The following is a 26269-nucleotide window of genomic DNA, read 5'->3' on the forward strand; positions in this document are numbered from 1 at the left end:
GTCCGGGACGTTTTCAGGGCGACTGACGGGTCGCAATGCGGGCGCGAAAATCGGTGAACCTGCGGGGATCGGGGGTGTTTTCCAAGGTCGTTGCACCGCCAAAGAGCAGTCCTGAACCGGCTGTGTAATTTCTATAAGTATTTGTCGCATAAACACAATTTGCCTCCCGGGCGCCGCTCTAGACTGCTGGCCACTTCGATTTCCCCCAATCGAACCTTTCTGCCAATAAGAGCCTCCGTCTACGGGAGTTATAAATGAAGAAGCTTGTGATGTTCGGTGCCCTGGCACTGTCCATGTTGTCCCTGACCGCCGTGGCTGACGATGCCAAGCCGATCCGCATTGGTATCGAAGCCGGCTACCCGCCATTCTCGATGAAAACCCCCGACGGCAAGCTCACCGGTTTCGACGTGGATATCGGCGATGCGCTGTGCGAGCAGATGAAAGTCAAATGCACCTGGGTCGAGCAGGAATTCGACGGCCTGATCCCGGCGCTGAAAGTGCGCAAGATCGACGCCATCCTGTCGTCCATGACCATCACCGACGACCGCAAGAAGAACGTCGACTTCACCATCAAGTACTACCACACCCCGGCGCGCTTCGTGATGAAGGAAGGCACCGAGGTCAAGGACCCGCTGACCGAACTCAAGGGCAAGAAAGTCGGCGTGCTGCGCGCCAGTACCCATGACCGTTTCGCCACCGAAGTGCTGGTGCCGGCCGGGATCAACCTGGTGCGCTACGGCTCCCAGCAGGAAGCCAACCTGGACATGGTTTCCGGTCGCATCGACGCGCTGCTGGCCGACTCGGTCAACCTCGACGACGGCTTCCTGAAAACCGACGCCGGCAAGGGCTTCGCCTTCGTCGGTCCCGAGTACAACGATCCGAAATACTTCGGTGGCGGCGCCGGCATCGCCGTGCGCAAGGGCGATACCGAGATGGCCGAGAAATTCAACACCGCCATCACTGAAATCCGCGCCAACGGCAAGTACAAGGCCGTGCAGGACAAGTACTTCAAGTTCGACGTCTACGGCGAGTAATTCTCTGAGGTGAAAAAGGCGGCTACCGTGAAGACGGCGCCGCCTTTTTTGTGGGCGCGAGTTCGAGTGAGGGTGGGGCGCCTGGATGGCCGCGACCTTCCAATGACCGCGCAAATGCCTCAGGCTACGGCCCCCGCCGAACTCCATTTTTCTTCCGGAGCCCTTCATGCAACGCATCGACCATTCCTTGCCCTGGAGCCACCTGGGCACCCAGCGCCAGCTCAGCGTGTTCCGTTTTGGCAGTGGCAGCCGCAAGGTCTATATCCAGGCCAGCCTGCACGCCGACGAGCTGCCGGGCATGCGCACCGCCTGGGAACTGAAAAAACGCCTGAGCGAACTGGAAGCCCAGGGGCAGCTCAAGGGCGTGATCGAACTGGTGCCGGTGGCCAACCCCATCGGCCTCGACCAGCACCTGCAAAGCAGTCACCTGGGGCGTTTCGAAAGCGGCAGCGGGAAGAATTTCAACCGCGCCTTCGTCGAACTCAGCGGCCCGGTGGGCGACCTGATCGGTGATCGCCTGGGCAGCGATGCCGTGGCCAACGTCGCCTTGATCCGCCAGACCATGGGCGAAGTCCTTGACGGTCTGCCGGCTCCGACCTCGCAACTCCAGGCCCTGCAACGCCTGCTGCTGCGCCATGCCTGCGACGCCGAGATCACCCTCGACCTGCACTGCGATTTCGAGGCGGCGATCCATCTGTACGCGTTGCCCCAGCACTGGCCGCAGTGGCAGCCCCTGGCCGCGCGCCTGAAGGCCGGCGTGGCGCTGCTCTGCGAAGATTCCGGCGGCAGCTCGTTCGACGAGTCCTGCTCCACACCCTGGCTGCGCCTGGCCCGCGACTTCCCGCGGGCGGCCATTCCAGCGGCCAACCTCGCCACCACCCTGGAACTGGGCAGCATGGGCGACACCCGGGTCGAACAGGCCCAGGCCAACTGCGAAGCGATCCTCGGTTTTCTCGCCGAGCAGGGGTTTATCGGCGGCCACTGGCCGGCCACCCCGGACGCCTGTTGCGAGGGCATGCCGTTCGAAGGCACCCAATACCTGTTCGCCCCGCACCATGGGGTGGTCAGTTTCCTGCGCGAAGCCGGCGAGTGGGTGGAGCGGGGCGATGGGATCTTCGAGGTGGTCGACCCGTTGAACGACATCGTCACCCTGGTGCGCGCCGCCACCAGCGGCGTACTGTTCGCCCTGGACCGCAGCCGCTACACCGAGCCGGGCATCTGGCAGGCCAAGGTCGCCGGTCGCGAGCCGATCCGCAGCGGCAAGCTGACCAACGATTGAGAGGCGCTCGCCGCCGATGACGGTCGAGGGTTTTCCCTGATTGCAGTCCCGGCCACACAGCCAGGCCTGCCCATCTGCAAGGACGTCCCATGTTCAAGTTTCTGGCCCTGTTGCTGCTAAGTGTTTGCGCCAGCGTCCAGGCGCAGACGGAGCTGCACGACGACCTGCCGCTGCTCTATCTGGAACAGGCCCCGGCCGATTCCCATTACCGGCCGTTGGTGATTTTTCTCCACGGCTACGGCAGCAACGAAGAGGACCTGTTCGGCCTCAAGGACGGGTTGCCGGCGGATTACACCTACCTCTCGGTACGGGCGCCGCAGACTGTGGAAGAGGGCAGTTACCAGTGGTTTCACAAGCAGGGCGAAGGGGCTTATGACGGGGTGACCGCCGAGCTGGCCGATAGCGCCAAGCTGATCGACGAGTTCGTGGGGCAGGCGATCGCCAAGTACCACACCCGTGCCGACCGGGTATTCCTGGTGGGCTTCAGCCAGGGCGCGATCATGTCCTACGAGCTGGGCCTGCGCCATCCCCAGGCGGTCCGCGGGATTGCGGCGTTGAGCGGGAAGATCCTGCCGGTGCTGCGCTCGCAGCTCAAGAGCGGCGCGGGCCTGGAACGGCTGGCGATCTTCATCGCCCATGGCACCGCGGATATGCGCCTGCCTTACAGCGACGGTTCCGAGGCCGACAGCCTGTTGCGCGGGCTGGGCCTGGCTCCGCAATTCCATGTCTACCCGGGCATCGGCCATACCATCAGCGACACCGAGCTCCAGGACCTGAACCGCTGGTTGCTCAGCCTCAACCGCTGAACCCGTAGCGGCTGCTGTCGCTGCGGGTTCGCGAGGGTTTATTTTCCGACGATCTGGCTGACCAGTTTGTCGTGATTGGCCTTGTCGTTGATCCGCGAAATCACCTGCACCACCGCCATGCGGCTGCCCGAGCCGGCCAGCAGGGTGGAGCTCTGGGTCATGCCGCCGCCCTGGGTCGCGGTGCTGTCGATCTGGCGCAGGCCGAGGCCGCCACGGGTCATGCTTTTTTCGCTCTGCTTGCTGAAGTCCGGCAGGGCCGCCGCCTGTTGCGAGAGGAAGCCCGACACCGCGCTGTCGAGGAACTGCGCGTCGTTGTCCTTGGCCTGCACCGCATCGGGGATCAGGTTTTCCGCGGCGATGACCACGGTCTTGGTGCTGGCGTTGGTGTACATGGTGCCGGTAGCGCCGGCGGTGCCGCTGGCTTCGTCGCCGGCCGGCAGCGGGTTGGCGATGAAACCCTTGGGCAGGCTGAACTTGAACTTGCCGCCGAGCATCGAGACGGTCTCGACCTTGGCCTTCTTGTTCGTCGGCTGGGCCGCGGACACGTTCAGGGCGCTGAAGCCGGCCAGCGCCGCCAGGACCAGGACCGCGGCGTGTTTACCGAACAGGGACATGCAGATTCTCCAGAGTGAACGCGTTGGGGCGCGCATCTTCCCATGGCTGTCGCGGGGCACTCCAGCGGGATATTCGGTGGCGCGAAATTTCGGATAAAAGGGCGCGGCAGCAGCCTTCGTGGCGCTTATCGGGCATGACGGTTTTCGCTCGTCAACCCTGGGCGGAACGGGCCCCCGACGTCGCCAGCAGCGCCCCGGCGATGATCAGCAGCGCCGGCACCAGCAGCCACGCACTGGCCGGGCTTTGCCCGATGACGATCAGCAGCAGGGTGGAGATCAACGGCGCCAGGTACGACAGCGCGCCGAGCGTGGCCAGGTTGCCGTGTTTGGTGGCGTGGTCCCAGGCGAAGAAGGCCAGGCCGACCGGGCCCAGCCCCAGGCCGAGGATCGCCAGCCATTGCTTGAGGTCCGGTTGCACCGGGCTTTCGAACATCAGATGGCAGAGCAGCCCGGCCACCGCCACCAGCCCGCAGATGCCGCCGATCAGGCTGCTGGGCACGCTGCTGAAGCGGCGGTTGAGCACCGAGTAGCCGGACCACACCAGGGCACAGCCGAACGCCGCCAGGTAACCCGCGATCGACATCGCGCCGACCTGGCTGTAAGCGCGCTGCTGCATGATGAACGCGGTGCCGGCCAGCCCCAGCAAGGCGCCGGTCAGTTGCCGGCCGCGCAGCGGTTCGCCGCCGGCCCGGGCCGCCAGTAACACGATCAGCAACGGCCAGAGGTAGGCGATCAGGCTGGCCTCGGCGGCCGGCGCGGCTTTCAGGGCGAAGAAATACAGCGCGTGGTAGGCAAAGATCCCGCCGAACCCCAGGGCCCACACCGGCCAGGGCTGGCGCCAGCCACGAAAGCCGGCGCGCCCCCGCAGGCCCAGCAGCACCAGGCTGGCGCCGCAGGCCACGGCGAAGCTCAAGGCCAGCAACTGGAAGGGGGGAATGCCGGCGGTGAGGGTGGTCAGCAGCGCCAGGCACGACCAGAGAAATACCGCGATCACACCGATGGCGGTGGCGGCCCCGCTGCGGGAGGGGGCGAGGCGGGTTGAATGGATTGCGGTCATGGGCACACCGAGGCAAGGGTGGTGTGGCCAGCATAGAAGCCGCCGCGACGGCGGTATTGATCAGGCCTGCCGAAGTCTTGTCGCAGCCTGCGCCTGGGCGTCGCGAGCGGCCTTGCGCAGGGCGGCCGGGGTCTGGTTGCGCGCCTTCTTCAAGGCGTGGGTCAGGGCGCTCTGATCGGCGTAGCCGACCCGCTGGGCGATCTCGCTGATGGGCAGCAGGGTGCGGCCGAGCAGGTCGATGGCGCGGTCCAGGCGCAGGGTCGAGATATAGGCGAAGGGCGTGCTGTGCATGTCCCGCTCGAACAGCAGATACAGGCTGCGCTCGCTGACCCCCGCGGCCTGGGCAATGGCGCGGGCGCTCAGCGGGCTGCCCAGGTGCTGTTCGATATAGGCCAGGGCCCGCGCCAGCGCCTGGCGCTGCGGCGCGCTTGGCGTCGGGCGGGCCAGGCAGGCCAGCAACAGGGTGCTCCAGGCGCTGGCGACCTGGCTGCAAGAGCTGAGCGAGGCGCCACTGTGGCTGGCATAGCCGAGTAGGTGGCGGATCTGCGGGTCGATGGCGAAGAAGCGGGTATCGGCCAGAGACGGCTCGCAGCCGGAGCTATCCAGGTCGAGCACCAGAAAGGTGTTACGGCGCTCGGCCAGGAAGCTATGCCGGGCGCCCGGCGCAATCACCACGCCCTGGCTGGCGTCGACCTTGCCGCCACGGCCATCCACCTCGATTTCCATCGCCCCCGACTGCGGCAGCACGATCTGCGGAAAATCGTGATCGTGCAGCTCGACCTGTCCGGAATACGAACGCATCGCCAGGGCGACAGTGGGGTGGGCTGGAGTGTTCATGGCGCTGCTCCGCGGATGGCTGCTGCGCATCATGCCTGAAAATGCCGGTGCTGTAGGAGCGGCCGATTGAGGCGCGATGGCCGGTGATAAATGTTCCGGCTCGTGCTGAGTGGTGGCGGGCAGGAGGTCTCACTGGTGTGCTGGGAAGGAGCTGACAACCGACTCATTTCCTCTGTCGACACACCGCTATCGCGAGCAAGCTTCGCTCCTACAGATGCCGGGGCTCGGTGAGGCTGCAAAGGCCGGGGCAGGGCGCTATCAAGGCTTGGGCCGGTTCGCTGAAACGTCTAAGCTGGGCCACCGTTCCAGCCTTCCGGATGCCCGTGTGAAATTCACTCTCCCCAAAGTCGGTACCGCACCCTTCTGCCCGCCGGAAGTCGCCGGCACCATCGTGGTCGATCCCAAGGCGTCGTTGTTCAAGCGCATCCTGCGTTTCGCCGGCCCTGGCCTGCTGATTTCCATCGGCTACATGGACCCGGGCAACTGGGCCACCGCCATCGAGGCCGGCTCGCGTTATGGCTACAACCTGCTGTTCGTGGTGCTGCTGGCGAGCCTCGCGGGCATGGCCGTGCAGTGCCTGTGCTCGCGCCTGGGCATCGCCACCGGGCGCGACCTGGCGCAGCTTTGCCGGCAGCGCTACAGCACCTGCACGGCGCGTACCCAGTGGCTGCTGGCGGAGGTGTCGATCATCGCTACCGACCTTGCCGAGGTCCTGGGTTGTGCCCTGGCGTTCCACCTGTTGCTCGGCGTTTCGCTGACCACCGGGATTGTCATCACCGCCTTCGACACCCTGTTGATTCTCGCCTTGCAGAACCGTGGCTTCCGCCGCCTGGAGGCGATCATGCTGGTGCTGGTGGGCACCATCGGCCTGTGCTTTTTCGTCGAGCTGCTGTTGATCAAACCCTACTGGCCGGACGTGGCGCGAGGCTTCACGCCATCGCTGGCGGCGATCAGCGAGGCCGCGCCGCTGTACCTGGCGATCGGCATCCTCGGCGCCACCGTGATGCCCCATAACCTGTACCTGCACACCTCCATCGTGCAGACCCGCCTGGTGGGCCAGGACGAGGCCAGCCGACGGGATGCGATCAAGCTGGCGCGCATCGACACCATCGGCTCCCTGGCCTTGGCGCTGCTGGTCAACGCGGCGATCCTGATCCTCGCCGCCGCGGCCTTCCATGGCACCGGGCACACCGAGGTGGTGGAGTTGCAGGACGCCTATCACCTGCTCGATCCGCTGGTGGGCGGGGCGCTGGCCAGCGTGCTGTTCGGCGTGGCCTTGCTGGCCTCGGGGCAGAGCTCGACCTTCACCGGCACCATCGCCGGCCAGGTGATCATGGAGGGCTACCTCAACCTGCGCCTGCCGTGCTGGCAGCGCCGCCTGATTACCCGCGGCCTGGCGCTGGTGCCGGCCTTCGTCGGCGTGTGGCTGATGGGCGACGGCGCGGTCGGCCAGCTGCTGGTGCTGAGCCAGGTGGTGCTCAGCCTGCAACTGCCGTTCGCCCTCTACCCATTGATCCGTATGACCAGCGACCCGCAGTTGATGGGCGTCTTCGTCAACCGCTGGCCGACCCGCATCCTCGTCTGGAGCCTGTTCGCGATCATCAGCGGGGCCAATGCCTGGCTGATTGCGCAGTTGGTGGTGTAAGCACGCAACTGCATGTGGCGGCGACTGGGACAGGCTAGATCATGAGAAGGGCCCTTGAACGGCTTTCAGCAGAGTCCTTTTGTCAGGATTGATAGTGGATCGCTTTGACTGCGACGACTTCCAGCAAGAGAGTCAGCACCAGAAACCAGCCAACGCACTGCGATACAAGCAATCTGCTTTTAAGCGGCTCAGGAAAGTTGGCGACATCTTCCTTGTCCATCAAACCGTGTCGGGTGAGATAGGGGGCGAGCAACAAGCCGCTCCCCACCACGCCCGCCAGCGCCATTTTTTCCCAGGGTCCACTCTGGAGATGGAACTTGTACCTGTTGACCAATAAGCAGTGCCTGGAGCTGCTCAGCAAGATACCCATGTGCCGACAACCCAGGTACAGGTAATACCCGCCCAAGCCGAACATGCCTAGAAAGGTGGTCCCGATACAGGCACCCAGCACGATGTGTGCGGTGGTAATGATCATTCACTTCCCTGCTTCATAGATAAGCTCCCCCAAAAACGCCCCGGCCGACTCTCCACCCGTTCCAAGCCCGTAAGCAATCCCACCAGCTACCACCAGACCGCACGCCACAGCCCCGACACCCATGGTCGGAACCCCGATCGCTACGCAAATACCCCCTGCGACGCCTGTCCCCAGTAGCGGACCTGTGATGACTCCTCCAGCTATCCCACCGGTCAGACTTCCGGCCTCGGTGAATTTCACCTTCTCGCAGGCCTCTTTGTTGCCTGCTGTACAAACATCCCGAACCTTCATGTATGACGCCTCTCCACTGAGCGCCATACCGAGCCAGCCGCCATATTTAAGCACTCTGGAAGCCCTTGAGATGCCTTCCATGTGTGTGGCGTAACCCGGTATCTGGCCCGCTGCGCCCGCTTGGGTCCAACGGTGGACCAGGCTGCTGCTGGAAATTCCCAGGGCGCTTTTGAGCTTTGGATGTTCGGGAAAGGCAACGCTCATTTTGGTGATACCGATCAACTGGCTATCCAGGCGTGTAAACAGCTTTCGTCTCTCGCTAAAGAACTCGGCGCTACGCAGGTGCCCATCTCGTTGGAAGAACGTCTGGTGGAGCCTCTCGATATCCTGCAAGGTGCCTTTCAATTCGTTGACATGGCTACCAATCGCCGCTGTTCCCACGCCAGTAGCTGTTCCGCTGTATGCAAGGATCGAGGCCACCTGAGACCTGTACTGAAGCATGAATGTCGCCTCTTCATCCGTAAGAGATTCCAGTTCGATGCTGACCTTTTCGGCAGCCTCCATCAACAACGACTCTTCCCGGGTACACAGGTTATTGTCGGGATGGCTCAACACTACGAGGTGTCCTGGTCTTAGCCGCTCCGGTAGCTGGGAATTGAGCTGGAGAAATTTCTCCAGGACCGCCGGATCGGGTTGGCCGAAAAGAAGCGTTTCAAGGGCGGCACGGCTTATCGGCGACTGGACGATATGAAAGCCCGGCTCCACGCTTTGGTGGTCGGTGAGCATGGGGCGCAGTTCCGGGACGATTTCTGCACCCTTGAAACGCATCCCGCGGGCCTGCTCGCCGGGTACAGAGTCCGCGAATTCATTCTGTGGCCATCCCTCCTGTATCGCCTCGGCCCAGCGCTGCGAGTTCGCGACTCCCAGTGGCAGCCATTCGGGGTGGATGGGGATGGGCGGCTGGTCTTCCGAGAGAGTCGATTTCTGAGTGGCGACAAGGCGGTGGGTCCCTGTGGGACAGCCGCATTGCACCAGGCTGCCGTCGACCGCCGTGGGTTGTCGGGTATCCAGCCAGGTGTCATGTCCTTCGATGATGAAACCGACCGTCTGGCACATGGGGCACCAGACGGTATCAGTGACACGGGCGACTCTTTGGCCCTCGATGAATGATGTATCGGATCCCGATATGACCACACCTCCAGTAGTGGTGGGGTCGCCTTGTCGTGCTACGAAAGCCATGTTGCAACGTCCTGTACATGAGGTTTTCCTTGGGAACGTAGCAACGCCTTTCAGGAAAAAAAATCGGGGGAATCTGAAAGGCTGGCGGTAATTGTCTGCCTGATATTTTTCTTGCAACCCCTCTTGCTGGATCAGCCTTCGCAGCTCAATCCAGCGCCTGGGCGGCGAACCGCGCCACCTGGGCATCCTCCCCGGACTTGACCCCGGACACACCGACGGCGCCGATCACCTGGCCGTCGAACACCACGGGCACGCCGCCTTCCAGCGAGGTCAGCAAGGGCGCCGAGAGAAACGCCGTGCGTCCGCCGTTGACCATCTCTTCATAGCCTTTGGATTCGCGCCGGCCGAGGGCCGCGGTGCGGGCTTTTTCCACGGCGATATAGGCGCTGATCGGCGAGGCGCCGTCCAGGCGTTCGAGGGCCAGCGGGTGGCCGCCGTCATCGACGATGGCGATGCTCACCGACCACTGGTTACGCTCGGCCTCGTCCCGCGCGGCGAGCAGGATGCGCTGGACTTCGCGATGACCCAGGATGGCTTTGCTGTGCATGGCGTGCTCCTTTCAAGGGGTAACTGGTTGATGGGAAGAATCCAGGGGCGGCAGGGCGGCCTCGACCAGTTCGATCCAGTGCCGCACTGGGGTGCGCCCGGCACCGTCGAGGTGAGTCTGGCAGCCGATATTGGCGGTGACTATGACCTCGGGCCGGCCGCTTTCCAGGGCATTGAGCTTGTTGTCCCGCAGTTGCCGCGCCAGCTCGGGCTGGGTCAGCGAGTAGGTGCCCGCCGAGCCACAGCACAGGTGGCTGTCGGGCACCTCGGTGAGTTCGAAGCCCAGGCGCTTGAGCACCGCCTCCACCGCGCCGCCGAGCTTCTGCGCGTGCTGCAGGCTGCAGGGGCAGTGGAAGGCCAGGCGCTGGTCGCTGTGGGTGAGCAGCTGTTCCAGCGGTTCGTCGCGCAGCAGTTCCACCAGGTCCCGGGCCAGGGCGCTGACCCGCTCCGCGCGGGCGGCATACCGCGGGTCGTGGGCCAGCAGGTGGCCGTAATCCTTGATAAAGGCGCCGCAACCGCTGGCGGTCTGGACGATGGCTTCGGCGCCGTGTTCCAGGTGCGGCCACCAGGCGTCGATATTGCGCCGGGCCCGTTCCAGGCCGGCGTCCTGGGCGTCCAGGTGGTAATCCACGGCGCCACAGCAGCCGGCCTCGGCCACCGGCTTCACGGCGATGCCCAGGCGGTCGAGGACCCGCGCCGTCGCGGCGTTGGTGTTGGGCGACAGGCTCGCCTGCACGCAACCTTCCAGCAGCAAGACACGCCGCGCGTGGGCCGTGGTCGGGCGCGCCTTGGCCGGCTGAACCTGGCGCGGCAGCTTGCCTTGCACGGCCTCGGGCAGCCAGGGGCGCAAGATGGCGCCGGTGCCGATCAGCGCCTTGAACAGCGCCGGGTTCGGTGCCAGGGCGCGCAGGCCCTGGCGCAGCAGGCGCTGGCTGAGGGGCCGGGGGACGGCGGCATCGACCACGGCGCGGCCGATGTCCAGCAGGTTGTGGTAATCCACCCCGGACGGGCAGGTGGTTTCGCAGTTGCGGCACGACAGGCAGCGGTCCAGGTGCAGCTGGGTCTTGGCCGTGGCTTCATGGCCCTCCAGCACCTGCTTGATCAGGTAGATGCGCCCCCGCGGCCCGTCCAGTTCGTCGCCCAGCAGTTGATAGGTGGGGCAGGTGGCGTTGCAGAAACCGCAATGCACACAGGTGCGCAGGATGCTCTCGGCCTCCGCGGCGCGGGGCAGCTGGCGCGCCTGTTCGCTCAGGGTGGTTTGCATGCTTCGGGTCTCCGTTCAGAGCTCGGCGTAGAGCCGGCCGGGGTTGAAGATCCCTTGCGGGTCCAGTTGCGCCTTGAGCTGGCGGTGGTAGCGCAGCAGCACCGCCGGCAGCGGTTGGAACGGGCTGTCCAGCAGGCCGTGGCTGTAGCAGGTGGCGTGGCCGCCGACACGCTCGACCAGGCTGCGGATGCGCTCCGCGGGCGCCGCGGATTTCAGCCAGCGCTGGGCGCCGGCCCAATCTATTAATTGCTGGCCGATCAACTGCTGGCCGGGCAGCTCCAGGGGGCCAGTGTTATTGGGCAGCGACAGGCGCCACAGCGGCAGGCCTTCGTCGAAGAACACCAACTGTTGCTCATTGAGATTGGCCCAGTAGTCGGCGGCCAAGGGCTCGCCGCCGAGGCGGTCGCGGGCTGCGGCCACCGAGCCTTCGCCACCTTCCAGGCGCAGGTGCAGGCGCTGGCCGTCATGGCTGGCGGCGCTGATGGGCAGCGGTTGCTGGCCCCAGTCGGCGAGCCGGGCCAGGGCCTTGGCGCTGTCCATTTCCAGGCTCAGGCTGAGGCACTGGCGGGGTTTCGGCAGGACCTTGAGCGACACCTCGGTGAGCACCCCGAGGCAACCGTAGCTGCCCACCAGCAGGCGCGAGAGGTCGTAGCCGGCGACGTTTTTCATCACCTCGCCGCCAAAGCGCAGGAGCTTGCCGGTGCCGGTGATCACCCGGCTGCCGAGCACGAAGTCGCGCACCGAGCCGGCCCAGGGCCGCCGTGGCCCGGACAAGCCGGCGGCGACCATGCCGCCGACGGTGGCGCCGTCGCCAAAGGCCGGCGGTTCGCAGGCCAGCATCTGCCCGGCGGCGTCCAGCGCGGCCAGCAGTTCCGCAAGCGGCGTGCCGGCGCGGACCGTCACCACCAGCTCGGTCGGGTCGTAGCTGACGATGCCGCGATGGGCGCGGGTGTCGAGCACCTCGCCGGCAGTCATGCGGCCGAGAAAGGCCTTGCTGTTGCCGCCCTGGATCAGCAGTGGCGTGTCGTCGGCCAACGCCTGGCCGACCTGTTCCAGCAGCGCGCCGCTGGCGTCGTTATCCGCGTGTGCCGTCATCAGAAACGCTCCAGCTCGGGGAAGGGCAGTTGCCCGGCGTGCACGTGCATGGCGCCGAATTCGGCGCAGCGGTGCAGGGTCGGGATGTTCTTGCCGGGGTTGAGCAGGCCGCCGGGGTCGAAGGCCGCCTTGACCGCGTGGAACAGGGTCAGCTCGTCGCTGTTGAACTGGGCGCACATCTGGTTGATTTTCTCCCGGCCGACCCCGTGTTCGCCGGTGATGCTGCCGCCGACCGCGACGCACAGCTCGAGGATCTTGCCGCCCAGGGCTTCGGCGCGGTCCAGTTCGCCGGGCTGGTTGGCATCGAACAGGATCAGCGGGTGCATGTTGCCGTCGCCGGCATGGAATACGTTGGCCACCCGCAGCTGGTATTCGGCGGACAACGCGGCGATGGCCTTGAGCACTCCCGGCAGTTCGCGACGCGGGATGGTGCCGTCCATGCAGTAGTAGTCCGGCGACAGCCGGCCCACTGCCGGAAAGGCATTCTTGCGCCCGGCCCAGAAACGCACCCGTTCGGCTTCGTCTCGGGCCTGGCGGACCTCGGTGGCGCCGGCCCGTTCGAGCACCGCGCGGACCCGGTCGCAATCGTCGTGGACATCGGCTTCGACACCGTCCAGCTCGCACAGCAGGATGGCCTCGGCGTCCACCGGGTAGCCGGCGTGAATGAAGTCTTCGGCGGCGCGGATCGCCAGGTTGTCCATCATTTCCAGGCCGCCGGGAATGATGCCGGCGGCGATGATATCGGCCACCGCGTGGCCGGCTTTTTCCACCGAGTCGAAGGCCGCCAGCAGCACCTTGGCCAGTTGCGGCTTGGGCAGCAGCTTGACCGTGACTTCGGTGATGATCCCGAGCAGGCCTTCGGAGCCGGTGAACAGCGCCAGCAGGTCGAAGCCCGGCGCGTCCAGGGCGTCGCTGCCCAGGGTCAGGCGTTCGCCTTCGACGCTGAGGATTTCCACCTTGAGCAGGTTGTGCACGGTCAGGCCGTATTTCAGGCAGTGCACGCCGCCGGCGTTTTCCGCGACGTTGCCGCCGATGGAACAGGCGATCTGCGAGGACGGGTCGGGGGCGTAATACAAGCCGAACGGCGCGGCGGCCTGGGAGATCGCCAGGTTACGCACCCCGGGCTGGACCCGCGCGGTGCGGGCGGCGGGGTCGATATGCAGGATCTGGTTGAAGCGCGCCATCACCAGCAGCACGCCTTGCTCCAGGGGCAAGGCGCCGCCGGACAGGCCGGTACCGGCACCCCGGGCGACTACCGGCACGCGGCGTTCATGGCAGATCCGCAGCAGTTCCTGCACCTGCTCGATATGCCGCGGCAGGGCCACTAGCATCGGCGTGGTGCGGTAGGCCGAGAGGCCGTCGCATTCGTAGGGTTTGAGGTCTTCGCTCTGGTGCAGGAGGTCCAGGTCGGGCAGGCGTTGGCGCAGTACTTCGAGCAGTGCCGTTTTGTCGACGGGGGGCAGCGCGCCGTCGACGCGTTCGTCGTAGAGGATATTCATGGGTGGCTAACGACCCTGAGTTGTTTTTATTAGGCGGCCGGCAGGGGCGGGCCGCTCAGTTGCATCATTGGCCCGGCTGGCCTTACTGTCCACGGGGCCGGGGACTGGTCGAACCAGTTTGTTTCGCCAGCGATACCGGGTTTTTTATAAAAACTTAAGTATTTCAGTGGACTAGCCTGACGATCCGTTTGATCGGGTTTTTTCTTCATGGCTGGTCATACCAGTGGAGGGCGCATGGACAGAAGCGATTCGGGGCGGCATCAGGTGGCGGATGTGGTCTGTGAGCGCATCGAGCGCCTGATCGTCGACGGCGTACTGAAGACCGGCCAGCTGCTGCCCTCGGAGCGGCGCCTTACGGAAAAACTCGGGGTGTCGCGCACGGCATTGCGCGAGGGCCTGAAGCTGTTGCGGGCGCGAGGCATCATCGAAACCGAACAGGGCAAGGGCTCCTTTGTCGCCGAGCTGTCGGGGCAGGGCGCGACCTCGGCCTTGATGCATCTGTTCAGCTCCCAGCCGCGCACCCTGTACGACCTGTTCGAAGTGCGCAGCCTGCTGGAAGGCGAGTCGGCGCGGCTGGCGGCGTTGCGCGGCACCGATGCCGATTTCGTGCTGATCGGCCGCGCCTATCAGGCGCTGCGGGATGCCCACGGCCAGGCGCTGGAGGCCTCGGCCCATGCGCGGTTGGACCACGCCTTCCACCTGGCGATCTGCGAAGCCTCGCACAACCCGGTGCTGGTGCAGACCCTGCGCTCGCTGACCGACCTGCTGCTCAACTCGGTGTTCGCCTCGGTCAACAACCTCTACCACCGCCAGGCGCAGAAGCGGCAGATCGACCGTCAGCACGCGCGGCTCTACAACGCCGTCACCGGGCGCCTGCCGGAGCAGGCACGCAAGGCCGCCATCGCGCACATCCAGGGGATCTGCGACAACCTGCGGGAAATCGAAAACGAGGAGCAGCGCCTGGTGCGGGCGACCCTGCGCCTGGAAGGCTGGAACTGAAGCCGCCGCGACCAGGGGTCAATGGCGACGAGAGGCAGCCACTACACTGCTAGAGACGCGGCCAGCATCGCGTCGTCGACGACCACCACAAAGGAGTCACCCCATGTCCAACCAGACTTGTGCCTGCCCGGGCTGTACCTGCAAGGTCGGCGCCCATGCCATCGTGCGTCACGGCAAGCACTACTGTTGCCAGGCCTGCGCCAGCCACCATGCCAACGGCGAACCCTGCACCTCTACCGAAGGCTGCGATTGCGCCAAGGGCGCGCATCACTGACGGGTCGAAGTTGTCAGGTGGAAAAGCAGTGGAGCCGCTCAGGGCTCCACTTTCCATTTGCGAGCGTCCTGTTTGCGAGCGTCGATCCAGTTACAGGTGACCGCATTCGGCATGGCTCTCTCATCCAACGTATGCCCAAGGCCTCGGTTGGATCAGGTCGACGGTCGCCAGGTGACGTTCTCGATACCGAATTTTTCCGCCTGGGGCTTGCTGGTCTTCTTAACCCGTTCCAGGCCAAAACGGCCGATGCGGCCGACCCCGGCGTCACAGCTTGCCCAGTGCCACGCCTCGGCGTTGTCCATCTTCTCCGAGCGGATGATGAAGGACTTGGGGGCGCCGTGCAGGCTGTACTCGATGACGAAAAGTTTTGCGTTGTTCATAAGGCTATCAATCCTCCCTGTGATGGTTTAGTGACCCGCGTTGGCAGGGAAAAATTCACTCGGATTGTCGCGCGACGGTATCGGCGCCGGGGCAGGGCCCAGGCAAGCATGCGGACGGCTTCCTGGCTGTTGCAGCAGCGCCTGTTCGGATGTTTACCCAGTTTGCCGGGCGGGTCGGCGGGGTTACCATGGGCGCCTTCCGCTTGACGACGATGCCCGGCCATGGCCCTTGCCGCTCCTCCCGACCTCAGCGACACCGATGTGCCGGTGCAACCCCTGGCGCGCACCTATCCGCGTGGCCTGTTCATCGAGCCCCACGAACATGCCTGGGGGCAGTTGCTGTATGCCATGAGCGGGGTGATGTGGGTCGAGACGCCGAACGAGGCGCTGGTGGTGCCGCCGCAACGGGCGGTGTGGCTGCCCCCGGGCGTGCCCCACGGGATCCGCGTGGTCACCGACCTGCAGATGCGCAATATCTATTTGCGCCCGTGCCTGGCGGCGACCCTCGACAGCCAGGTGCAGGTGTTGCAGGTGGACAACCTGCTGCGTGAGCTGATCGTGCGTCTGGTGGAGCATGAGGGAGCGCCGCAGCCGGAGTACTACGACGCGCTGGTGAACCTGGCCTTGCTGGAACTCAAGCGGGCCCGGCGCTCGCAGCTGAAGATCCTGCTGCCGGACAGTTCCGACCGGCGCCTGGTCAGCCTTTGCCAGGCGGTGATGGCCGCGCCTTCCCTGGACATTCCCTTCGAGCGCCATGCCGAGGCGGCGGGCGCCAGCGTGCGCACCCTGGCGCGGCTGTTCAAGGACGGCCTGGGCATGGGCTTCGCCGAATGGCGCCGCCAGGTGCAACTGGCCACGGCCGCGGCCGAGCTGATCCAGGGCGTGCCGGTGAGCACTATTGCCCGCGAACTGGGTTACTCCCCCGGCAGCTTCAGCGACATGTTTCGCCGCGAGCTGGGGCTGGCGCCGTCGCAATACGCGGCTGGAGAAGCCCGCGCCTGAGCCGCATTTCCTGTAGGCGTGAAGTGTGTAGGTGGTACGGGCTCTGCGGTACGCAGGTACACCGTCATCGCGAGCAAGCTTCGCTCCTACAGGTATGCGGCATCCACAAAATAAAGGCCTGTCCGCATATCTTCTTCTGTAGGAGCGAAGCTTGCTCGCGATAGCGCCTTGTCTGGCTCGCCACGGTATCTGCATCGCCAACAAACCAAGCCGCCACGGCCCGTCAGCAGATTGGCCGAAATCCTGAAGTGCTTGGCCGGTTGCCTGATTCTGCGCTCCCTACACTCCCGGCATGCCCAATCGCCGCTGCCCAGGCGCGGTGCCCTGCACGGAGTTCGTCATGCATTACCTCATCTCCCTCGCCATCGGCCTCGGCGTCGGCCTGCTCTATGGCGCCCTGAACTTTCGCTCGCCGGCGCCGCCGGCCATCGCCCTGGTGGGGCTGCTCGGCATGCTTGCCGGCGAACAGCTGTGGCCCATGGGCCGGCAACTGGTGAGCAACTGGTTGTCCTGAGGCCTTTCGATCCTGTCTATCCCTGTTTCTATCCCTGCCCACGGAGGCGCTTATGCACGCCCTGCAATTTTCCAAGACCGGCGATCTGTCGTCGCTGCGCTACGTCGAGGTGCCGACCCCGGTGCCGGCGGCCGATCAGGTACTGGTGCAGATCAAGGCCGCCGGCCTCAACCCCAGCGACGTGAAGAACGTGCTCGGGCGTTTTCCCTACACCACTTTGCCGCGCATTCCCGGGCGGGATTTTGCCGGGGTGGTGGTGGACGGGCCGGGGGAGCTGGTGGGGCAGGAAGTCTGGGGCACCGGCAAGGAGCTGGGGTTCTACGCGGACGGCTCCCATGCCCAATACGTGGTGCTGTCGGCCAAGGGCGTGGCGCACAAGCCGGCCCACCTGAGCTTCGCCCAGGCCGCCAGCCTGGGCGTGCCTTACACCACCGCCTGGGATGCCCTGGAGCGCAGCGGAGTGGGCGCCGGCACCACCTTGCTGGTGATTGGCGGCGGGGCGGTGGGCAGCGCCGCCCTGGCCCTGGCGAAGATCCGCGGAGCCCGGCTGCTGGCCGCCGCGCGGCGCCCGGAGCAGGTCAAGGCCTTGCAGGCGCAGGGGTTCCAGACCCTGCAGCTGGACCAGCCGGAAGACCTGGCTGCCCAGGTCAACGCCGTGTTCGCCGGCGGCGCCGAGGTGATCTTCGACACCACCGGCTTCTGGCTGCCAGCCTCGGTCGCGGCCCTGGCGCCGTTCGGCCGGATCGCCATCATCGCCGCGCCGGTGGACGGTCATGTGCAACTGCCGGCCCTGGGCCTGTATCGCAAGGGCGGCTCGGTGGTCGGGATCAACTCGTTGCTGTACGGCGTGCAGGCCTGCGCGGCCATGCTCGAGCAGTTCGGCCGGTTCTTCGATGAAGGGCTGTTGCCATTACCGCAGGGGCTGTTCGAAGCGCCGCTGGAGCAGGGCGTCGAGCGTTATCACGAGGTGAATCGGGGCAGTGGCGAGAAGGTGATTCTGTTGCCGTAAGGGTGGCGGATCAGGGGATTGGCGTGGCTTGTTGTAGCCGCTGCCGAAGGCTGCGATCGCCCCGAAGGGGCGCGGCGATCTTGAGTTCGCCGAGGTCCTTCGGAGCTTATATTGAGCTCCTGCGGACCTATCGCAGCCTGCGGCAGCGGCTGCAGGCAGGGGGCTGGGTTTACGCCTCCGGCACGCCTTTCTCCCACGCCGACCAGTTCTTCAGGATGTCCTGCACCAGCGGATTACCGGTGCGATAGAGGTTTTCCAGGGCCGGGACGAAACCGCCCTGGTCGGCGTACTTGAGCAGGTTGTCGACCTCGCTGCCGCCCGGCTCGGGGCGGTCGAAGTCGGAGCCGGCGCGGACCACCGCCAGCCGCTGCACGTCCACCCGGCCTTCGCGGCTGGCGCGCAGCAGGGCCTCGTAGGTCGAGTTGTCTTCCTGCTGGGTGGTGCAGTACTCGCCCTTGTTGTCGGTCAGCAGGCGGGTCCAGACCTCGGCCCGCTCGCTCAGGCGCGTGCCGGAGAACCAGGTGTTGCCCGCCAGGGTGTCGCACTGGGTCACCACCGGCGGCTGGTTGGCCGGGGCCGCCGGGTACTTGAGGCGCCAGGCCGCCGATTCCTTGCTTTCGCTCAGGGTCACTCGGCGGGACAGGGCGAAGGCCTTGGCCTGGAGTTTCGGGTTGAGTTCGAAGACTTCAGTCTTGTAATCCAGCGGTGGTTTCTCGTTCGGCCCCTTGGTGTTGATGCCCAGGTAGCCGGTCGGCCAGTCCTTGGGCGCGTCCCGCGAATCCAGTTCCCACTGGGTACCGAATTCCACCAGGTAATGGGCCCAGGCAGCGGTGCCTATGGTGCCGTGTTTCGGGCTGATGCCAGCGATCCCGGCGACCAGGAAATAGCTTTTGCGCAGGTCGAATTTCGGCGACAGCGCCAGGGCCAGGGTCGAAGCCGCGGCGTTGGTCTGGCCCATGCCGGTGACCAGCAGGCAGACGTCCTTGGTATTGCAACGTATCGCCGGGTACTCCGCCGACAGGCCCGGTACGCGCACTTCCTGCTTCAGCTCCAGGCGTTCGATCCAGTGCTGGGCCTCGGGGGCGAACATGGTGATCAGCATCACCTTGGGTTTGATCGGTGTGGCCGGGGCCTCGGCGGCCCAGGCGGTCGAAGCGAGCAGGGTGCCGCAGGCCAGGCCCACGGAAAGGGAAAGACGGGTCATCGCGTGCATGAAAGCCTCCATTGCTTGAGTGATCAGAACTGGTAACCGATGCCAGCGTAGTAACCCCAGCCATTGGACCGGGCGCGGAAATCGCCATCGCCGAAATTCAGCTCGCTGCCGTCCTGCCAGTTGCCGCCGTTGTGGAAGTAACGGCCGACCAGAGTGAACCGCAGGTGGGTGAAGGAGTACAGCAGCACATTGGTGGCTACCGTGGCGTTGGCGGTGCGGGCCGGGTTGTCCTTGTGCAGGTCCGAGCCGAAATCGAAGTTGGTGAAGCCAATGTAGGTCAGCGACGCGCCGTTGCTGAACTTGTCGATGGGCACTATGTACTTGAGCTGGGCCCGGTAGCCGTCCCACGAATATTCATTGCTGGCGCCGTAGTTTTCCCACTGGTAGCGCCCATAGAAGTTGGCCGACAGGTTGACCCGCGAATGGGTGTCGATGTCGGTGCCCAGGCCGCTGTACAGGGTATTGGCGCGGTTGGCGCTGTTGCTGCCGTGGTCGTAGATCCAGTCGAAGGCCACGTACCATTCCTTGAACGGGCCGATGGCCAGGCTGCGTCCGGCCAGGTAGTCGATGGAGATCCGTGGCTCGTGCTCCATGAACACCGGCGAGCCGTGGTCCCACACGCCTTTGTCATGGCTGTTGCCGATGTTGAAGATCTTCGGGATGTCGATGTAGCCGTACAGCTCGAACGGCCCCTTGCGGCCGAAGTACTCGTATTCCAGGTAGATATCGTCGGCCGGCTGCGGGCCGAAACTGATGTCCTTGCTGCCGATCAGCGTCAGGTCCTGGTTGTACCAGTCCGACAGGTAGGGGCCTTTTTTTGGCGGGCTGGCTTCGGGGCTGAGGGCTTCGCCCTGGGCGGACTTATCGACGATGTCGGTCTGCGCCAGGGTGGCAGTACTGAGTAGTCCTGTAACGGCGCTTAGTAGCAAGGAAACAACCAAGGTGTGGCGGGATGCGGAGGGGGTGGAAGGTAGGTGCATTGAAAATCCCTGTTCGTGCGGTTCTGAAGCCCGAGTGGCCCGGCCTGGCCGAACTGGCGGCGAAAGCTCTCTTAGGCTGACCTCGCAAACGTTTGCATATGCTGTACCAACTTGAAATAGCTGATTGAAATAAAGGCGAAACCGGCCAATAAGCTGTCTTTTCGGTCAGTGCGTTGCACAGCGCTTGGGCGTTGTGCGCGAAGAAAGGGCGAACATGTCGGCGGCATAGGCGCCATGTGTCAGGCGGCAGGTGCGCAAGGCTGCCGCCTGGCACCTGCCGACGGTTCCTCGTTCAATCAGCGAGGTGCTGGAGATGGACGATCTCTTTGACGCCTCGGGTCGAGTATTCGTTGACTATCTGAATGTGGTCATCCACTTCATACAGGCAGTTCAACACCGTTTTCGAGGGGTGGTCTTCAGAGCCGTGACGGGCACAAATGAGTGCCAGTTGCCCCGGTATCGCGTCGATGAAGTCCTGCGAGTGATTATGGACGGAACCGTGATGCGGCAGCACATAAGTGCCGACGTGGGTCAGCACGTCTGCGAAACAGGCGCGGAAGTCCGCCCAGTGATTGTTCATCAGGCAATCGCCGGTGGTTATCCAGCCGACGGGGTCCCTGTTCAAGGCACGATTGATGACGCCGCGTTCGCTGTAGCGAAACTGGTAGTCGCTCCGGTCGTGGCCGGGAGGGCCACTGTAAAGGCTTAGCGAGGGCGTGTTGTGGTTGCTGGCATAAGTGCCTTTGGCATCCTTGATGATCGTGCGGCAGGCTTTGCGAATCGCCGTTTTATTCGCTTTCTCGTTCAAGGCGTCGATATGGGCCTTGGAAACAGTACCGGCATGGGTCTGGATGCCCTTTAGTGCCGGGATCTTGTCTATCGCCCTGGACATGGCCAGCAGCGCCGCACTGCTCTGTTTGTAACTCCATGGCCGCAGAACCCAGGGCAGTTGTTCCAGAGAGCTCCTTAACGCGATATCCGTACCACTTGGAAGATTCCCGGACAGCGGTTGCGCCTGCCCATCCTCCCGGATAACGACAGGCTGGAAGCGTTCGCCCCGCTCTTCGGCAGGGGGCGCTGGATCGAGGTTTTCCGGCGACTCATCGCCACCGACAACGGTCACGGGCACGCCGAACAGGCGGCGCGTACCTGTGGCAATAGCCAACAGGTTGTTGATGTAGTCGAGAGCCAGCACCAGGTCGTTGCTGGCCTGGTCGGCAATCAGGAAAACAATCTGGTCGACGGTGAAGTAGGGAAGAAAGATGCGCGAAACCGATTTCGCACCGCATAACATTTGCGCGCCGTTGTAGTGGTCGATGTCCAGATGTGAAATGAACAGCGCATCCACGATGTTGTTGGCAGGTTTGTAGTTTTCAATATGCTGGGACAAAAAGTCCTTCAAGGCTGTGTTGCCAGGGCCGACCGAGCGTGTGCCGCAGTCGAATACATATTCGTAGGTCGTTTTTTTCTCGTAATCCTGCCTGTTGTAGGGACCCCCTCTACGGATACGACAGGTATGGAACCCGCCTTGCCCCACGCCATGCTGCGTGCGTTCGATGGTGGTTCTGGAGTGCATCTGCGAAATCCTTTTGTCTTCAAGTGGTTTCCCTTACCGAGGGCGTGCGCGAGGCTGCAGAATTCCGGCCGGTAGTGCCAGTCGTGGCAGAGGTTGAAGAGGGCGTCCAAGGCAGTGCGACTTATTGTCTTGGTATCGTCGCGCTTCAACGTCGAGAACAGCGTCGCTTCTGAACCGTCGAGCCTCAGGTTGGCCAGTGCCATTCCGAAGCGGCTGTCGCGATTCTCCCCGGCGTGCCAGTGATGTCAATATGCCTTAAGTCTTGTGCTTGACGTTCTGCTTGGGGCGCTCTGCTAGAATCGCCGCTCCACGACTTCCAGAGGTGCCCCATGAGCGAGCCGATTCGCCTGACCCAGTACAGCCACGGTGCGGGTTGCGGTTGCAAGATTTCTCCCCAGGTCCTGGAGGTGATTCTGGCCGGCAGCGGCGCGCAGAACCTCGACCCGAAACTCTGGGTCGGCAACGCCTCGCGCGATGACGCGGCGGTGTACGCCATCGACGAAGAGCGCGGCGTGGTCTCGACCACCGACTTCTTCATGCCGATCGTCGACGACCCGTTCGACTTCGGGCGCATCGCCGCCACCAACGCCATCAGCGATATCTACGCCATGGGCGGCGACCCCTTGATGGCCATCGCCATCCTCGGCTGGCCGGTGAATGTGCTGGCGCCGGAGGTCGCCCGCGAGGTGATTCGCGGCGGGCGCGCGGTGTGCGACGCAGCCGGCATTCCCCTGGCCGGCGGCCATTCGATCGACGCCCCGGAACCGATCTTCGGCCTGGCCGTCACCGGCCTGGTGGAAAAGCGCCACATGAAGCGCAACGACACCGCCACCGCCGGTTGCCTGCTGTACCTGACCAAACCCCTGGGCATCGGCGTGCTGACCACGGCCGAGAAGAAGGGCAAGTTGCGCAGCGCCGACGTCGGCCTGGCCCGTGACTGGATGTGCACCCTGAACAAACCCGGCAGCCGCTTCGGCAAGCTCGACGGCGTGACCGCGATGACCGACGTCACCGGTTTCGGCCTGCTCGGGCACCTGGTGGAAATGGCCGACGGCAGCAACCTGACCGCGCGCATCCACTACGATCGCGTGCCGCGCCTGCCCGGGGTCGAGTACTACCTGGACCAGGGCTGCGTGCCGGGTGGCACCCAGCGCAATTTCGACAGCTACGCCGACAAGCTCGGGCGTATCCAGGCCCTGCACAAGCTGGTGCTGTGCGACCCGCAGACCAGCGGCGGGCTGCTGATCGCCGTCACGCCCGAGGGCAATGCGGCCTTCCTCGCGCTGGCCGCCGAACTCGGCCTGGAACTGGCGCCGATCGGTGAGCTGGTTGAGCGACAGAGCAACGCGGTCGAGGTGATCTGATGCCCATCGATATCACCGACTACCGCGAAATCTTCCTCAACGACCGGCCGATGATGGACACCCGCGCGCCGATCGAATTCACCAAGGGCGCCTTTCCCGGCGTGGTCAACCTGCCGCTGATGACCGACCACGAACGGCAGCGGGTCGGCACCTGCTACAAGCAGCAGGGCCAGCAGGCGGCGATTGTCCTCGGCCATCAACTGGTGTCCGGGGCGATCAAGGCCGAGCGTATCCAGGCCTGGGCCGACTTCGCCCGGGCCCACCCCGATGGTTACCTGTACTGCTTTCGCGGCGGCCTGCGTTCGCAGATCGTCCAGCAGTGGCTCAAGGACGAGGCCGGCATCGACTACCCGCGGGTCGGCGGCGGCTACAAGGCCATGCGTACCTTTCTGCTCGACACCCTCGAGGGCGCTGTGGCCGAGTGTGATTTTGTCCTGCTCGGCGGCATGACCGGCATCGGCAAGACCGAGGTGCTCCATCAACTGGCCAACGGCCTGGACCTGGAAGGCCACGCCAACCACCGCGGCTCCAGTTTCGGCAAGCGCGCCAGCGGCCAGCCGTCGAACATCGACTTCGAGAACCGCCTGGCGGTGGACATCCTGAAAAAGCGCGAGCGCGGCATCGCTCGCTTCGTGCTGGAAGACGAGAACCGCATGATCGGCAGTTGCGCCTTGCCGTTGCCGCTGTACCAGGGCATGCAGCGTTTCCCCATGGTCTGGCTGGAGGATGGCCTGGAGGGGCGGATCGAGCGGATCCTGCGCGACTACGTGATCGACCTGTGCGCGGAGTTTGTCGCGGTGCATGGCGAGGACGGCTTCGCGCGGTTTTCCCAGCGCCTGCTGGAAAGCCTGAACAACATCCGCAAACGCCTGGGGGGCGAGCGTCACCAGCGCCTGTACCAGCTGCTGGAGGCCGCCCTGGCCGAGCAGGCCCGCAGCGGCAGCGTGGACCTGCACCGGGCCTGGATCGAAGGGTTGCTCAAGGAGTATTACGACCCGATGTATGCCTTCCAGCGCGAAAGCAAGGGCGCGCGGATCGAGTTCGTCGGCGAGCAGGCGGCGGTACTGGAGTATTTGCGCGAACGGGCCAGCCAGCGGGGCTGAGTCGGTAGAAGGGCGGGGGCCTTTGGCCCCATCGCGGGCAAGTCGGATCGCCGCCCGCTCGCTCCTACAGGGGTTACGTGTTTTTCTGTAGGAGCGAGGCTTGCCCGCGATGACGTCCAGGCGGACGCCATCGAACTTTCGGTTACAGCAACGCCGCGCCAATCAACCCGCACACCACGCCAATCAGCATGGTCAGCCCGGCCACGGTCACCAGCACCCGCGCGTCGAAATCCTTGCGCAGCATCAGCAGCGACGGCAGGCTGATGCTCGGCAGGGTCATCAGCAAGGCCACCGCCGGGCCGGTGCCCATGCCCAGGGCCATCATGGTCTGCACGATGGGGATTTCCGCGGCGGTGGGAATCACGAACAGCGTGCCGACAATCGCCAGCGGCACCAGCCACAGCAGGCTGTCGCCGATCGCGCCCTCGACATGGGGGAACAGCCAGACCCGCGCCGCGCCCAGCACCAGCACCGCCAGCACATAGATCGGAATGGTGCTCCAGAACAGCTGCCACAGGCTGCGCGCCCAGCGGCTGAAGAAGGCGCCGTCGTTGCCTGTGCTGGCTTCGACCACGGCTTCCACCGCCGCCTCCGGCAGTTGTTCGGGACGGGCGATGCGCTGGGCCACTAGCGACACCCCCAGCACCAGCACGATGCCCGCCACCAGCCGCAGGGCGGTGAAACCCCAGCCGAGGACAAAACCCATGAACACCAGGGTTGCCGGGTTGAGCACCGGGTTGGCGATCCAGAAGGCCAGCGCCGCGCCCACCGAGACATTCTGCCGACGCATGCTGGCGGCCACGGGCGCGGCGCAGCAGGAACACATCATGCCCGGCAGGGCGAACAGGCCGCCGCGCAGGGTCGAACCGAAACCGGCGCGGCCGAACAGGCGCAGCAGCCAGTCCCGCGGGATCAGCACTTGCAGCAGCGAGCCGAGGATCACCGCCAGCACCGCGGCTTTCCAGATCGCCAGGAAATACACCTGGGCGTAGGCCAGGGCGGCGCTCAAAGGCGAGGAGGGCTGATCGTTGATGATCGAGGCGCCGATGCTGTGGCTGTCGGCGGCGATAAAGGCCTTGGCGTAGTAGGGCGACCACTTGACGAAGTAGAGGCCGACGCACGCCACCAGGACGAACAGGGCGGGTTTCCACCAGAACGACCAGCCCCGGACGGGGCTGGCAGGGGCAAGGCTGGGCATCGAGGTTATTCCGGACAAAGACAATAAGCCGGCAATCTTAGCGCAACGGCTTGCTCCGCACCGAACTGTAGCCGCTGCCGCAGGCTGCGATCGACCGCGCAGCGGTGGTAAACCTCGCAACGCGGAGTGTCAGGTCAAATCCCTGAATCCCTACCTGTGACCGCCGCGCAGACGATCGCTGACGGCGGCAAAAGTGTCATGGGCACTCAGAGTGTACGAATCGAGGTGCGAATCGCCCGCGCGCACTCGATCACCGAGGGCGCCAATTTGCGTTCGGCTTCTTCCAGGGTCCAGCGGCTGCTGGGGATCACCACGTGCACGGCAGCCACCGGCAGCCCCTGGCTGCCGATAATCGGCGCGGCGATGCTCATGTCGCCGAGAAACAGTTCTTCCTGGTTGAGGGCGTAACCGCGCTGGCGGGTGGCGACGATTTGCCCATGAATCGCGTCGACCTCGGTCAGGGTGTGCCGGGTATGGGCCTGGCGGTCGCTGGCCTGGAGCATCGCCAGGGCTTCCTGGTCGGGCAGGGCGCTGAGGTAGGCGCGGCCGGAGCCGGTGCAGTACATCGGGATGCGGCTGCCGATGGGCATGTGGATCGGGATGAACTTGGGCGCCACGAAGCGCGCGACATAGACCATGTCCAGGCCGTCGGGCTCGGTGAGGTTGGTGGTTTCGCCGGTGACCTGGGCCAGCTCGGCGAGGAACGGGTTGGCCACATCCACCAGGGTGTCGGCGGCCAGGTAGTTGTAGCCGATCTCCATCACCCGCGGGGTCAGTTGGAAGCGTTTGGTCTGCGGGTGCTTACGCACGTAACCGAGCTGCTCCAGGGTGTGGATCATGCGTTGCGCCGAGCTTTTGTTGATCTCGGCGGCCTCGGCGATTTCCGCCAGGTTCATGGTCCGTTGGGCGGCGTTGAAGGCGCGCAGGACCGCCAGGCCTTTTTCCAGCGACTGATTGAACAGGCTATTGGGGGTGTCGCTCATGGCGGTTCCTTTGGGGTTTTTGTGTTTTAAATATCGATATTCGATATTTATAA

Annotated in this window: 26 protein-coding genes; 11 read left to right on the top strand and 15 right to left on the bottom strand. The window is 64.8% G+C overall.

Annotated elements, in window-relative coordinates:
• The first annotated feature begins 254 nt into the window (after positions 1–254).
• From C4K38_RS11120 to C4K38_RS11130, 3 genes are all read left to right on the top strand, one after another.
• Positions 255–1034, top strand: a complete 780-nt coding sequence (locus C4K38_RS11120; RefSeq protein ID WP_053278377.1) for an ABC transporter substrate-binding protein — start codon at positions 255–257, stop codon at positions 1032–1034.
• Between the two features lie 166 nt (positions 1035–1200).
• Positions 1201–2313 carry a succinylglutamate desuccinylase/aspartoacylase family protein gene (locus C4K38_RS11125; protein ID WP_053278378.1) on the top strand — a complete coding sequence of 371 codons (1113 nt, stop codon included), beginning with the start codon at positions 1201–1203 and terminating at the stop codon, positions 2311–2313.
• An 89-nt stretch (positions 2314–2402) separates the two neighbouring features.
• On the top strand, positions 2403–3119 hold the full coding sequence (locus C4K38_RS11130) for an alpha/beta hydrolase (protein WP_053278379.1): 717 nt from the start codon (positions 2403–2405) through the stop codon (positions 3117–3119).
• A gap of 38 nt (positions 3120–3157) precedes the next feature.
• Here the strand turns inward: C4K38_RS11130 and C4K38_RS11135 are convergent, their stop codons facing one another.
• The 3 genes from C4K38_RS11135 to C4K38_RS11145 all read right to left on the bottom strand — a co-directional run bounded on the left by C4K38_RS11135 (position 3158) and on the right by C4K38_RS11145 (position 5627).
• A complete protein-coding gene (locus tag C4K38_RS11135; RefSeq protein WP_053278380.1) occupies positions 3158–3733 on the bottom strand; it encodes a DcrB/PsbP domain-containing protein in 576 nt (191 codons plus the stop codon).
• A gap of 151 nt (positions 3734–3884) precedes the next feature.
• On the bottom strand, positions 3885–4790 hold the full coding sequence (gene yddG / locus C4K38_RS11140; protein ID WP_053278381.1) for an aromatic amino acid exporter YddG: 906 nt from the start codon (positions 4788–4790) through the stop codon (positions 3885–3887).
• 60 nt (positions 4791–4850) lie between these two features.
• Positions 4851–5627 (bottom strand): helix-turn-helix domain-containing protein, encoded by a 777-nt coding sequence (locus C4K38_RS11145; RefSeq protein WP_053278595.1) that lies wholly within the window; start codon positions 5625–5627, stop codon positions 4851–4853.
• A gap of 325 nt (positions 5628–5952) precedes the next feature.
• On the opposite strand from C4K38_RS11145, the gene C4K38_RS11150 reads away from it, so the two are divergent.
• Positions 5953–7272, top strand: coding sequence for an Nramp family divalent metal transporter (locus tag C4K38_RS11150; RefSeq protein ID WP_053278382.1), 1320 nt, complete (start codon positions 5953–5955; stop codon positions 7270–7272).
• Positions 7273–7354: 82 nt separating this feature from the next.
• Here the strand turns inward: C4K38_RS11150 and C4K38_RS11155 are convergent, their stop codons facing one another.
• The 6 genes from C4K38_RS11155 to glcD all read right to left on the bottom strand — a co-directional run bounded on the left by C4K38_RS11155 (position 7355) and on the right by glcD (position 13621).
• Entirely contained in the window at positions 7355–7747 is a 393-nt protein-coding gene (locus C4K38_RS11155; protein ID WP_053278383.1) for a hypothetical protein, read from the bottom strand.
• Positions 7748–9217, bottom strand: coding sequence for a PAAR domain-containing protein (locus tag C4K38_RS11160; protein ID WP_053278384.1), 1470 nt, complete (start codon positions 9215–9217; stop codon positions 7748–7750). It abuts the gene before it with no gap.
• Positions 9218–9362: 145 nt separating this feature from the next.
• Positions 9363–9764, bottom strand: coding sequence for a heme-binding protein (locus C4K38_RS11165; protein WP_053278385.1), 402 nt, complete (start codon positions 9762–9764; stop codon positions 9363–9365).
• Positions 9765–9776: 12 nt separating this feature from the next.
• The gene (gene glcF, locus C4K38_RS11170; protein ID WP_053278386.1) at positions 9777–11027 is read right to left on the bottom strand and encodes a glycolate oxidase subunit GlcF; all 1251 of its coding nucleotides are present in this window, start codon (positions 11025–11027) and stop codon (positions 9777–9779) included.
• Positions 11028–11042: 15 nt separating this feature from the next.
• Positions 11043–12122 carry a glycolate oxidase subunit GlcE gene (gene glcE / locus C4K38_RS11175; protein ID WP_053278387.1) on the bottom strand — a complete coding sequence of 360 codons (1080 nt, stop codon included), beginning with the start codon at positions 12120–12122 and terminating at the stop codon, positions 11043–11045.
• Positions 12122–13621: a glycolate oxidase subunit GlcD gene (gene glcD, locus C4K38_RS11180; protein WP_053278388.1), complete on the bottom strand. Its 1500-nt coding sequence runs from the start codon at positions 13619–13621 to the stop codon at positions 12122–12124. Before glcD ends, glcE begins: the two co-directional genes overlap by 1 nt.
• Before the next feature lie 234 nt (positions 13622–13855).
• Here glcD and glcC point away from each other — a divergent pair, with 234 nt between their 5' ends.
• Both glcC and C4K38_RS11190 read left to right on the top strand, forming a co-directional pair.
• Positions 13856–14620, top strand: a complete 765-nt coding sequence (gene glcC / locus C4K38_RS11185; RefSeq protein ID WP_053278389.1) for a transcriptional regulator GlcC — start codon at positions 13856–13858, stop codon at positions 14618–14620.
• A 103-nt stretch (positions 14621–14723) separates the two neighbouring features.
• The gene (locus C4K38_RS11190) at positions 14724–14894 is read left to right on the top strand and encodes a metallothionein (protein WP_009048207.1); all 171 of its coding nucleotides are present in this window, start codon (positions 14724–14726) and stop codon (positions 14892–14894) included.
• 152 nt (positions 14895–15046) lie between these two features.
• Here the strand turns inward: C4K38_RS11190 and C4K38_RS11195 are convergent, their stop codons facing one another.
• Complete coding sequence (locus C4K38_RS11195) at positions 15047–15274, bottom strand: DUF6555 family protein (RefSeq protein ID WP_053278390.1); 228 nt, start codon at positions 15272–15274, stop codon at positions 15047–15049.
• A 222-nt stretch (positions 15275–15496) separates the two neighbouring features.
• On the opposite strand from C4K38_RS11195, the gene C4K38_RS11200 reads away from it, so the two are divergent.
• From C4K38_RS11200 to C4K38_RS11210, 3 genes are all read left to right on the top strand, one after another.
• A complete protein-coding gene (locus C4K38_RS11200) occupies positions 15497–16276 on the top strand; it encodes an AraC family transcriptional regulator (protein ID WP_053278391.1) in 780 nt (259 codons plus the stop codon).
• A gap of 340 nt (positions 16277–16616) precedes the next feature.
• On the top strand, positions 16617–16790 hold the full coding sequence (locus C4K38_RS11205; protein ID WP_007930748.1) for a DUF1427 family protein: 174 nt from the start codon (positions 16617–16619) through the stop codon (positions 16788–16790).
• 52 nt (positions 16791–16842) lie between these two features.
• Positions 16843–17799: a quinone oxidoreductase family protein gene (locus C4K38_RS11210; protein ID WP_053278392.1), complete on the top strand. Its 957-nt coding sequence runs from the start codon at positions 16843–16845 to the stop codon at positions 17797–17799.
• 169 nt (positions 17800–17968) lie between these two features.
• Here the strand turns inward: C4K38_RS11210 and C4K38_RS11215 are convergent, their stop codons facing one another.
• The 3 genes from C4K38_RS11215 to C4K38_RS11225 form a co-directional block, all read right to left on the bottom strand.
• Positions 17969–19012: a purine-nucleoside phosphorylase gene (locus tag C4K38_RS11215; RefSeq protein WP_053278393.1), complete on the bottom strand. Its 1044-nt coding sequence runs from the start codon at positions 19010–19012 to the stop codon at positions 17969–17971.
• A 23-nt stretch (positions 19013–19035) separates the two neighbouring features.
• Positions 19036–19992, bottom strand: coding sequence for a nucleoside-specific channel-forming protein Tsx (locus C4K38_RS11220; RefSeq protein ID WP_053278394.1), 957 nt, complete (start codon positions 19990–19992; stop codon positions 19036–19038).
• Positions 19993–20284: 292 nt separating this feature from the next.
• The gene (locus tag C4K38_RS11225; RefSeq protein ID WP_053278395.1) at positions 20285–21568 is read right to left on the bottom strand and encodes a ComEC/Rec2 family competence protein; all 1284 of its coding nucleotides are present in this window, start codon (positions 21566–21568) and stop codon (positions 20285–20287) included.
• Between the two features lie 329 nt (positions 21569–21897).
• Here C4K38_RS11225 and selD point away from each other — a divergent pair, with 329 nt between their 5' ends.
• Positions 21898–22932, top strand: coding sequence for a selenide, water dikinase SelD (gene selD, locus C4K38_RS11230; RefSeq protein ID WP_025804065.1), 1035 nt, complete (start codon positions 21898–21900; stop codon positions 22930–22932).
• Complete coding sequence (mnmH, locus tag C4K38_RS11235) at positions 22932–24035, top strand: tRNA 2-selenouridine(34) synthase MnmH (protein WP_053278396.1); 1104 nt, start codon at positions 22932–22934, stop codon at positions 24033–24035. Before selD ends, mnmH begins: the two co-directional genes overlap by 1 nt.
• Before the next feature lie 142 nt (positions 24036–24177).
• On the opposite strand, the gene C4K38_RS11240 is transcribed toward mnmH, so the two are convergent.
• Together C4K38_RS11240 and C4K38_RS11245 are read right to left on the bottom strand one after the other, a co-directional pair.
• Complete coding sequence (locus C4K38_RS11240; protein ID WP_053278397.1) at positions 24178–25233, bottom strand: permease; 1056 nt, start codon at positions 25231–25233, stop codon at positions 24178–24180.
• 206 nt (positions 25234–25439) lie between these two features.
• Positions 25440–26216 carry an IclR family transcriptional regulator gene (locus C4K38_RS11245; RefSeq protein ID WP_053278398.1) on the bottom strand — a complete coding sequence of 259 codons (777 nt, stop codon included), beginning with the start codon at positions 26214–26216 and terminating at the stop codon, positions 25440–25442.
• Between the last annotated feature and the right edge of the window lie 53 nt (positions 26217–26269).

It is taken from the genome of Pseudomonas chlororaphis subsp. piscium, assembly GCF_003850345.1.
In the GTDB taxonomy this organism is placed as follows: domain Bacteria; phylum Pseudomonadota; class Gammaproteobacteria; order Pseudomonadales; family Pseudomonadaceae; genus Aquipseudomonas; species Aquipseudomonas piscium.

Coding starts and splice junctions, on each gene's coding strand:
- glcE (WP_053278387.1), bottom strand. CDS start 12,122: ATGACGGCACACGCGGATAACGACGCCAGCGGCGCGCTGCTGGAACAG.
- C4K38_RS11145 (WP_053278595.1), bottom strand. CDS start 5,627: ATGAACACTCCAGCCCACCCCACTGTCGCCCTGGCGATGCGTTCGTAT.
- glcF (WP_053278386.1), bottom strand. CDS start 11,027: ATGCAAACCACCCTGAGCGAACAGGCGCGCCAGCTGCCCCGCGCCGCG.
- C4K38_RS11220 (WP_053278394.1), bottom strand. CDS start 19,992: ATGCACCTACCTTCCACCCCCTCCGCATCCCGCCACACCTTGGTTGTT.
- C4K38_RS11135 (WP_053278380.1), bottom strand. CDS start 3,733: ATGTCCCTGTTCGGTAAACACGCCGCGGTCCTGGTCCTGGCGGCGCTG.
- C4K38_RS11125 (WP_053278378.1), top strand. CDS start 1,201: ATGCAACGCATCGACCATTCCTTGCCCTGGAGCCACCTGGGCACCCAG.
- C4K38_RS11190 (WP_009048207.1), top strand. CDS start 14,724: ATGTCCAACCAGACTTGTGCCTGCCCGGGCTGTACCTGCAAGGTCGGC.
- C4K38_RS11245 (WP_053278398.1), bottom strand. CDS start 26,216: ATGAGCGACACCCCCAATAGCCTGTTCAATCAGTCGCTGGAAAAAGGC.
- C4K38_RS11155 (WP_053278383.1), bottom strand. CDS start 7,747: ATGATCATTACCACCGCACACATCGTGCTGGGTGCCTGTATCGGGACC.
- C4K38_RS11165 (WP_053278385.1), bottom strand. CDS start 9,764: ATGCACAGCAAAGCCATCCTGGGTCATCGCGAAGTCCAGCGCATCCTG.
- yddG (WP_053278381.1), bottom strand. CDS start 4,790: ATGACCGCAATCCATTCAACCCGCCTCGCCCCCTCCCGCAGCGGGGCC.
- mnmH (WP_053278396.1), top strand. CDS start 22,932: ATGCCCATCGATATCACCGACTACCGCGAAATCTTCCTCAACGACCGG.
- C4K38_RS11120 (WP_053278377.1), top strand. CDS start 255: ATGAAGAAGCTTGTGATGTTCGGTGCCCTGGCACTGTCCATGTTGTCC.
- glcD (WP_053278388.1), bottom strand. CDS start 13,621: ATGAATATCCTCTACGACGAACGCGTCGACGGCGCGCTGCCCCCCGTC.
- C4K38_RS11210 (WP_053278392.1), top strand. CDS start 16,843: ATGCACGCCCTGCAATTTTCCAAGACCGGCGATCTGTCGTCGCTGCGC.
- C4K38_RS11200 (WP_053278391.1), top strand. CDS start 15,497: ATGGCCCTTGCCGCTCCTCCCGACCTCAGCGACACCGATGTGCCGGTG.
- C4K38_RS11160 (WP_053278384.1), bottom strand. CDS start 9,217: ATGGCTTTCGTAGCACGACAAGGCGACCCCACCACTACTGGAGGTGTG.
- selD (WP_025804065.1), top strand. CDS start 21,898: ATGAGCGAGCCGATTCGCCTGACCCAGTACAGCCACGGTGCGGGTTGC.
- C4K38_RS11215 (WP_053278393.1), bottom strand. CDS start 19,012: ATGCACGCGATGACCCGTCTTTCCCTTTCCGTGGGCCTGGCCTGCGGC.
- C4K38_RS11205 (WP_007930748.1), top strand. CDS start 16,617: ATGCATTACCTCATCTCCCTCGCCATCGGCCTCGGCGTCGGCCTGCTC.
- C4K38_RS11225 (WP_053278395.1), bottom strand. CDS start 21,568: ATGCACTCCAGAACCACCATCGAACGCACGCAGCATGGCGTGGGGCAA.
- C4K38_RS11195 (WP_053278390.1), bottom strand. CDS start 15,274: ATGAACAACGCAAAACTTTTCGTCATCGAGTACAGCCTGCACGGCGCC.
- C4K38_RS11240 (WP_053278397.1), bottom strand. CDS start 25,233: ATGCCCAGCCTTGCCCCTGCCAGCCCCGTCCGGGGCTGGTCGTTCTGG.
- C4K38_RS11130 (WP_053278379.1), top strand. CDS start 2,403: ATGTTCAAGTTTCTGGCCCTGTTGCTGCTAAGTGTTTGCGCCAGCGTC.
- glcC (WP_053278389.1), top strand. CDS start 13,856: ATGGACAGAAGCGATTCGGGGCGGCATCAGGTGGCGGATGTGGTCTGT.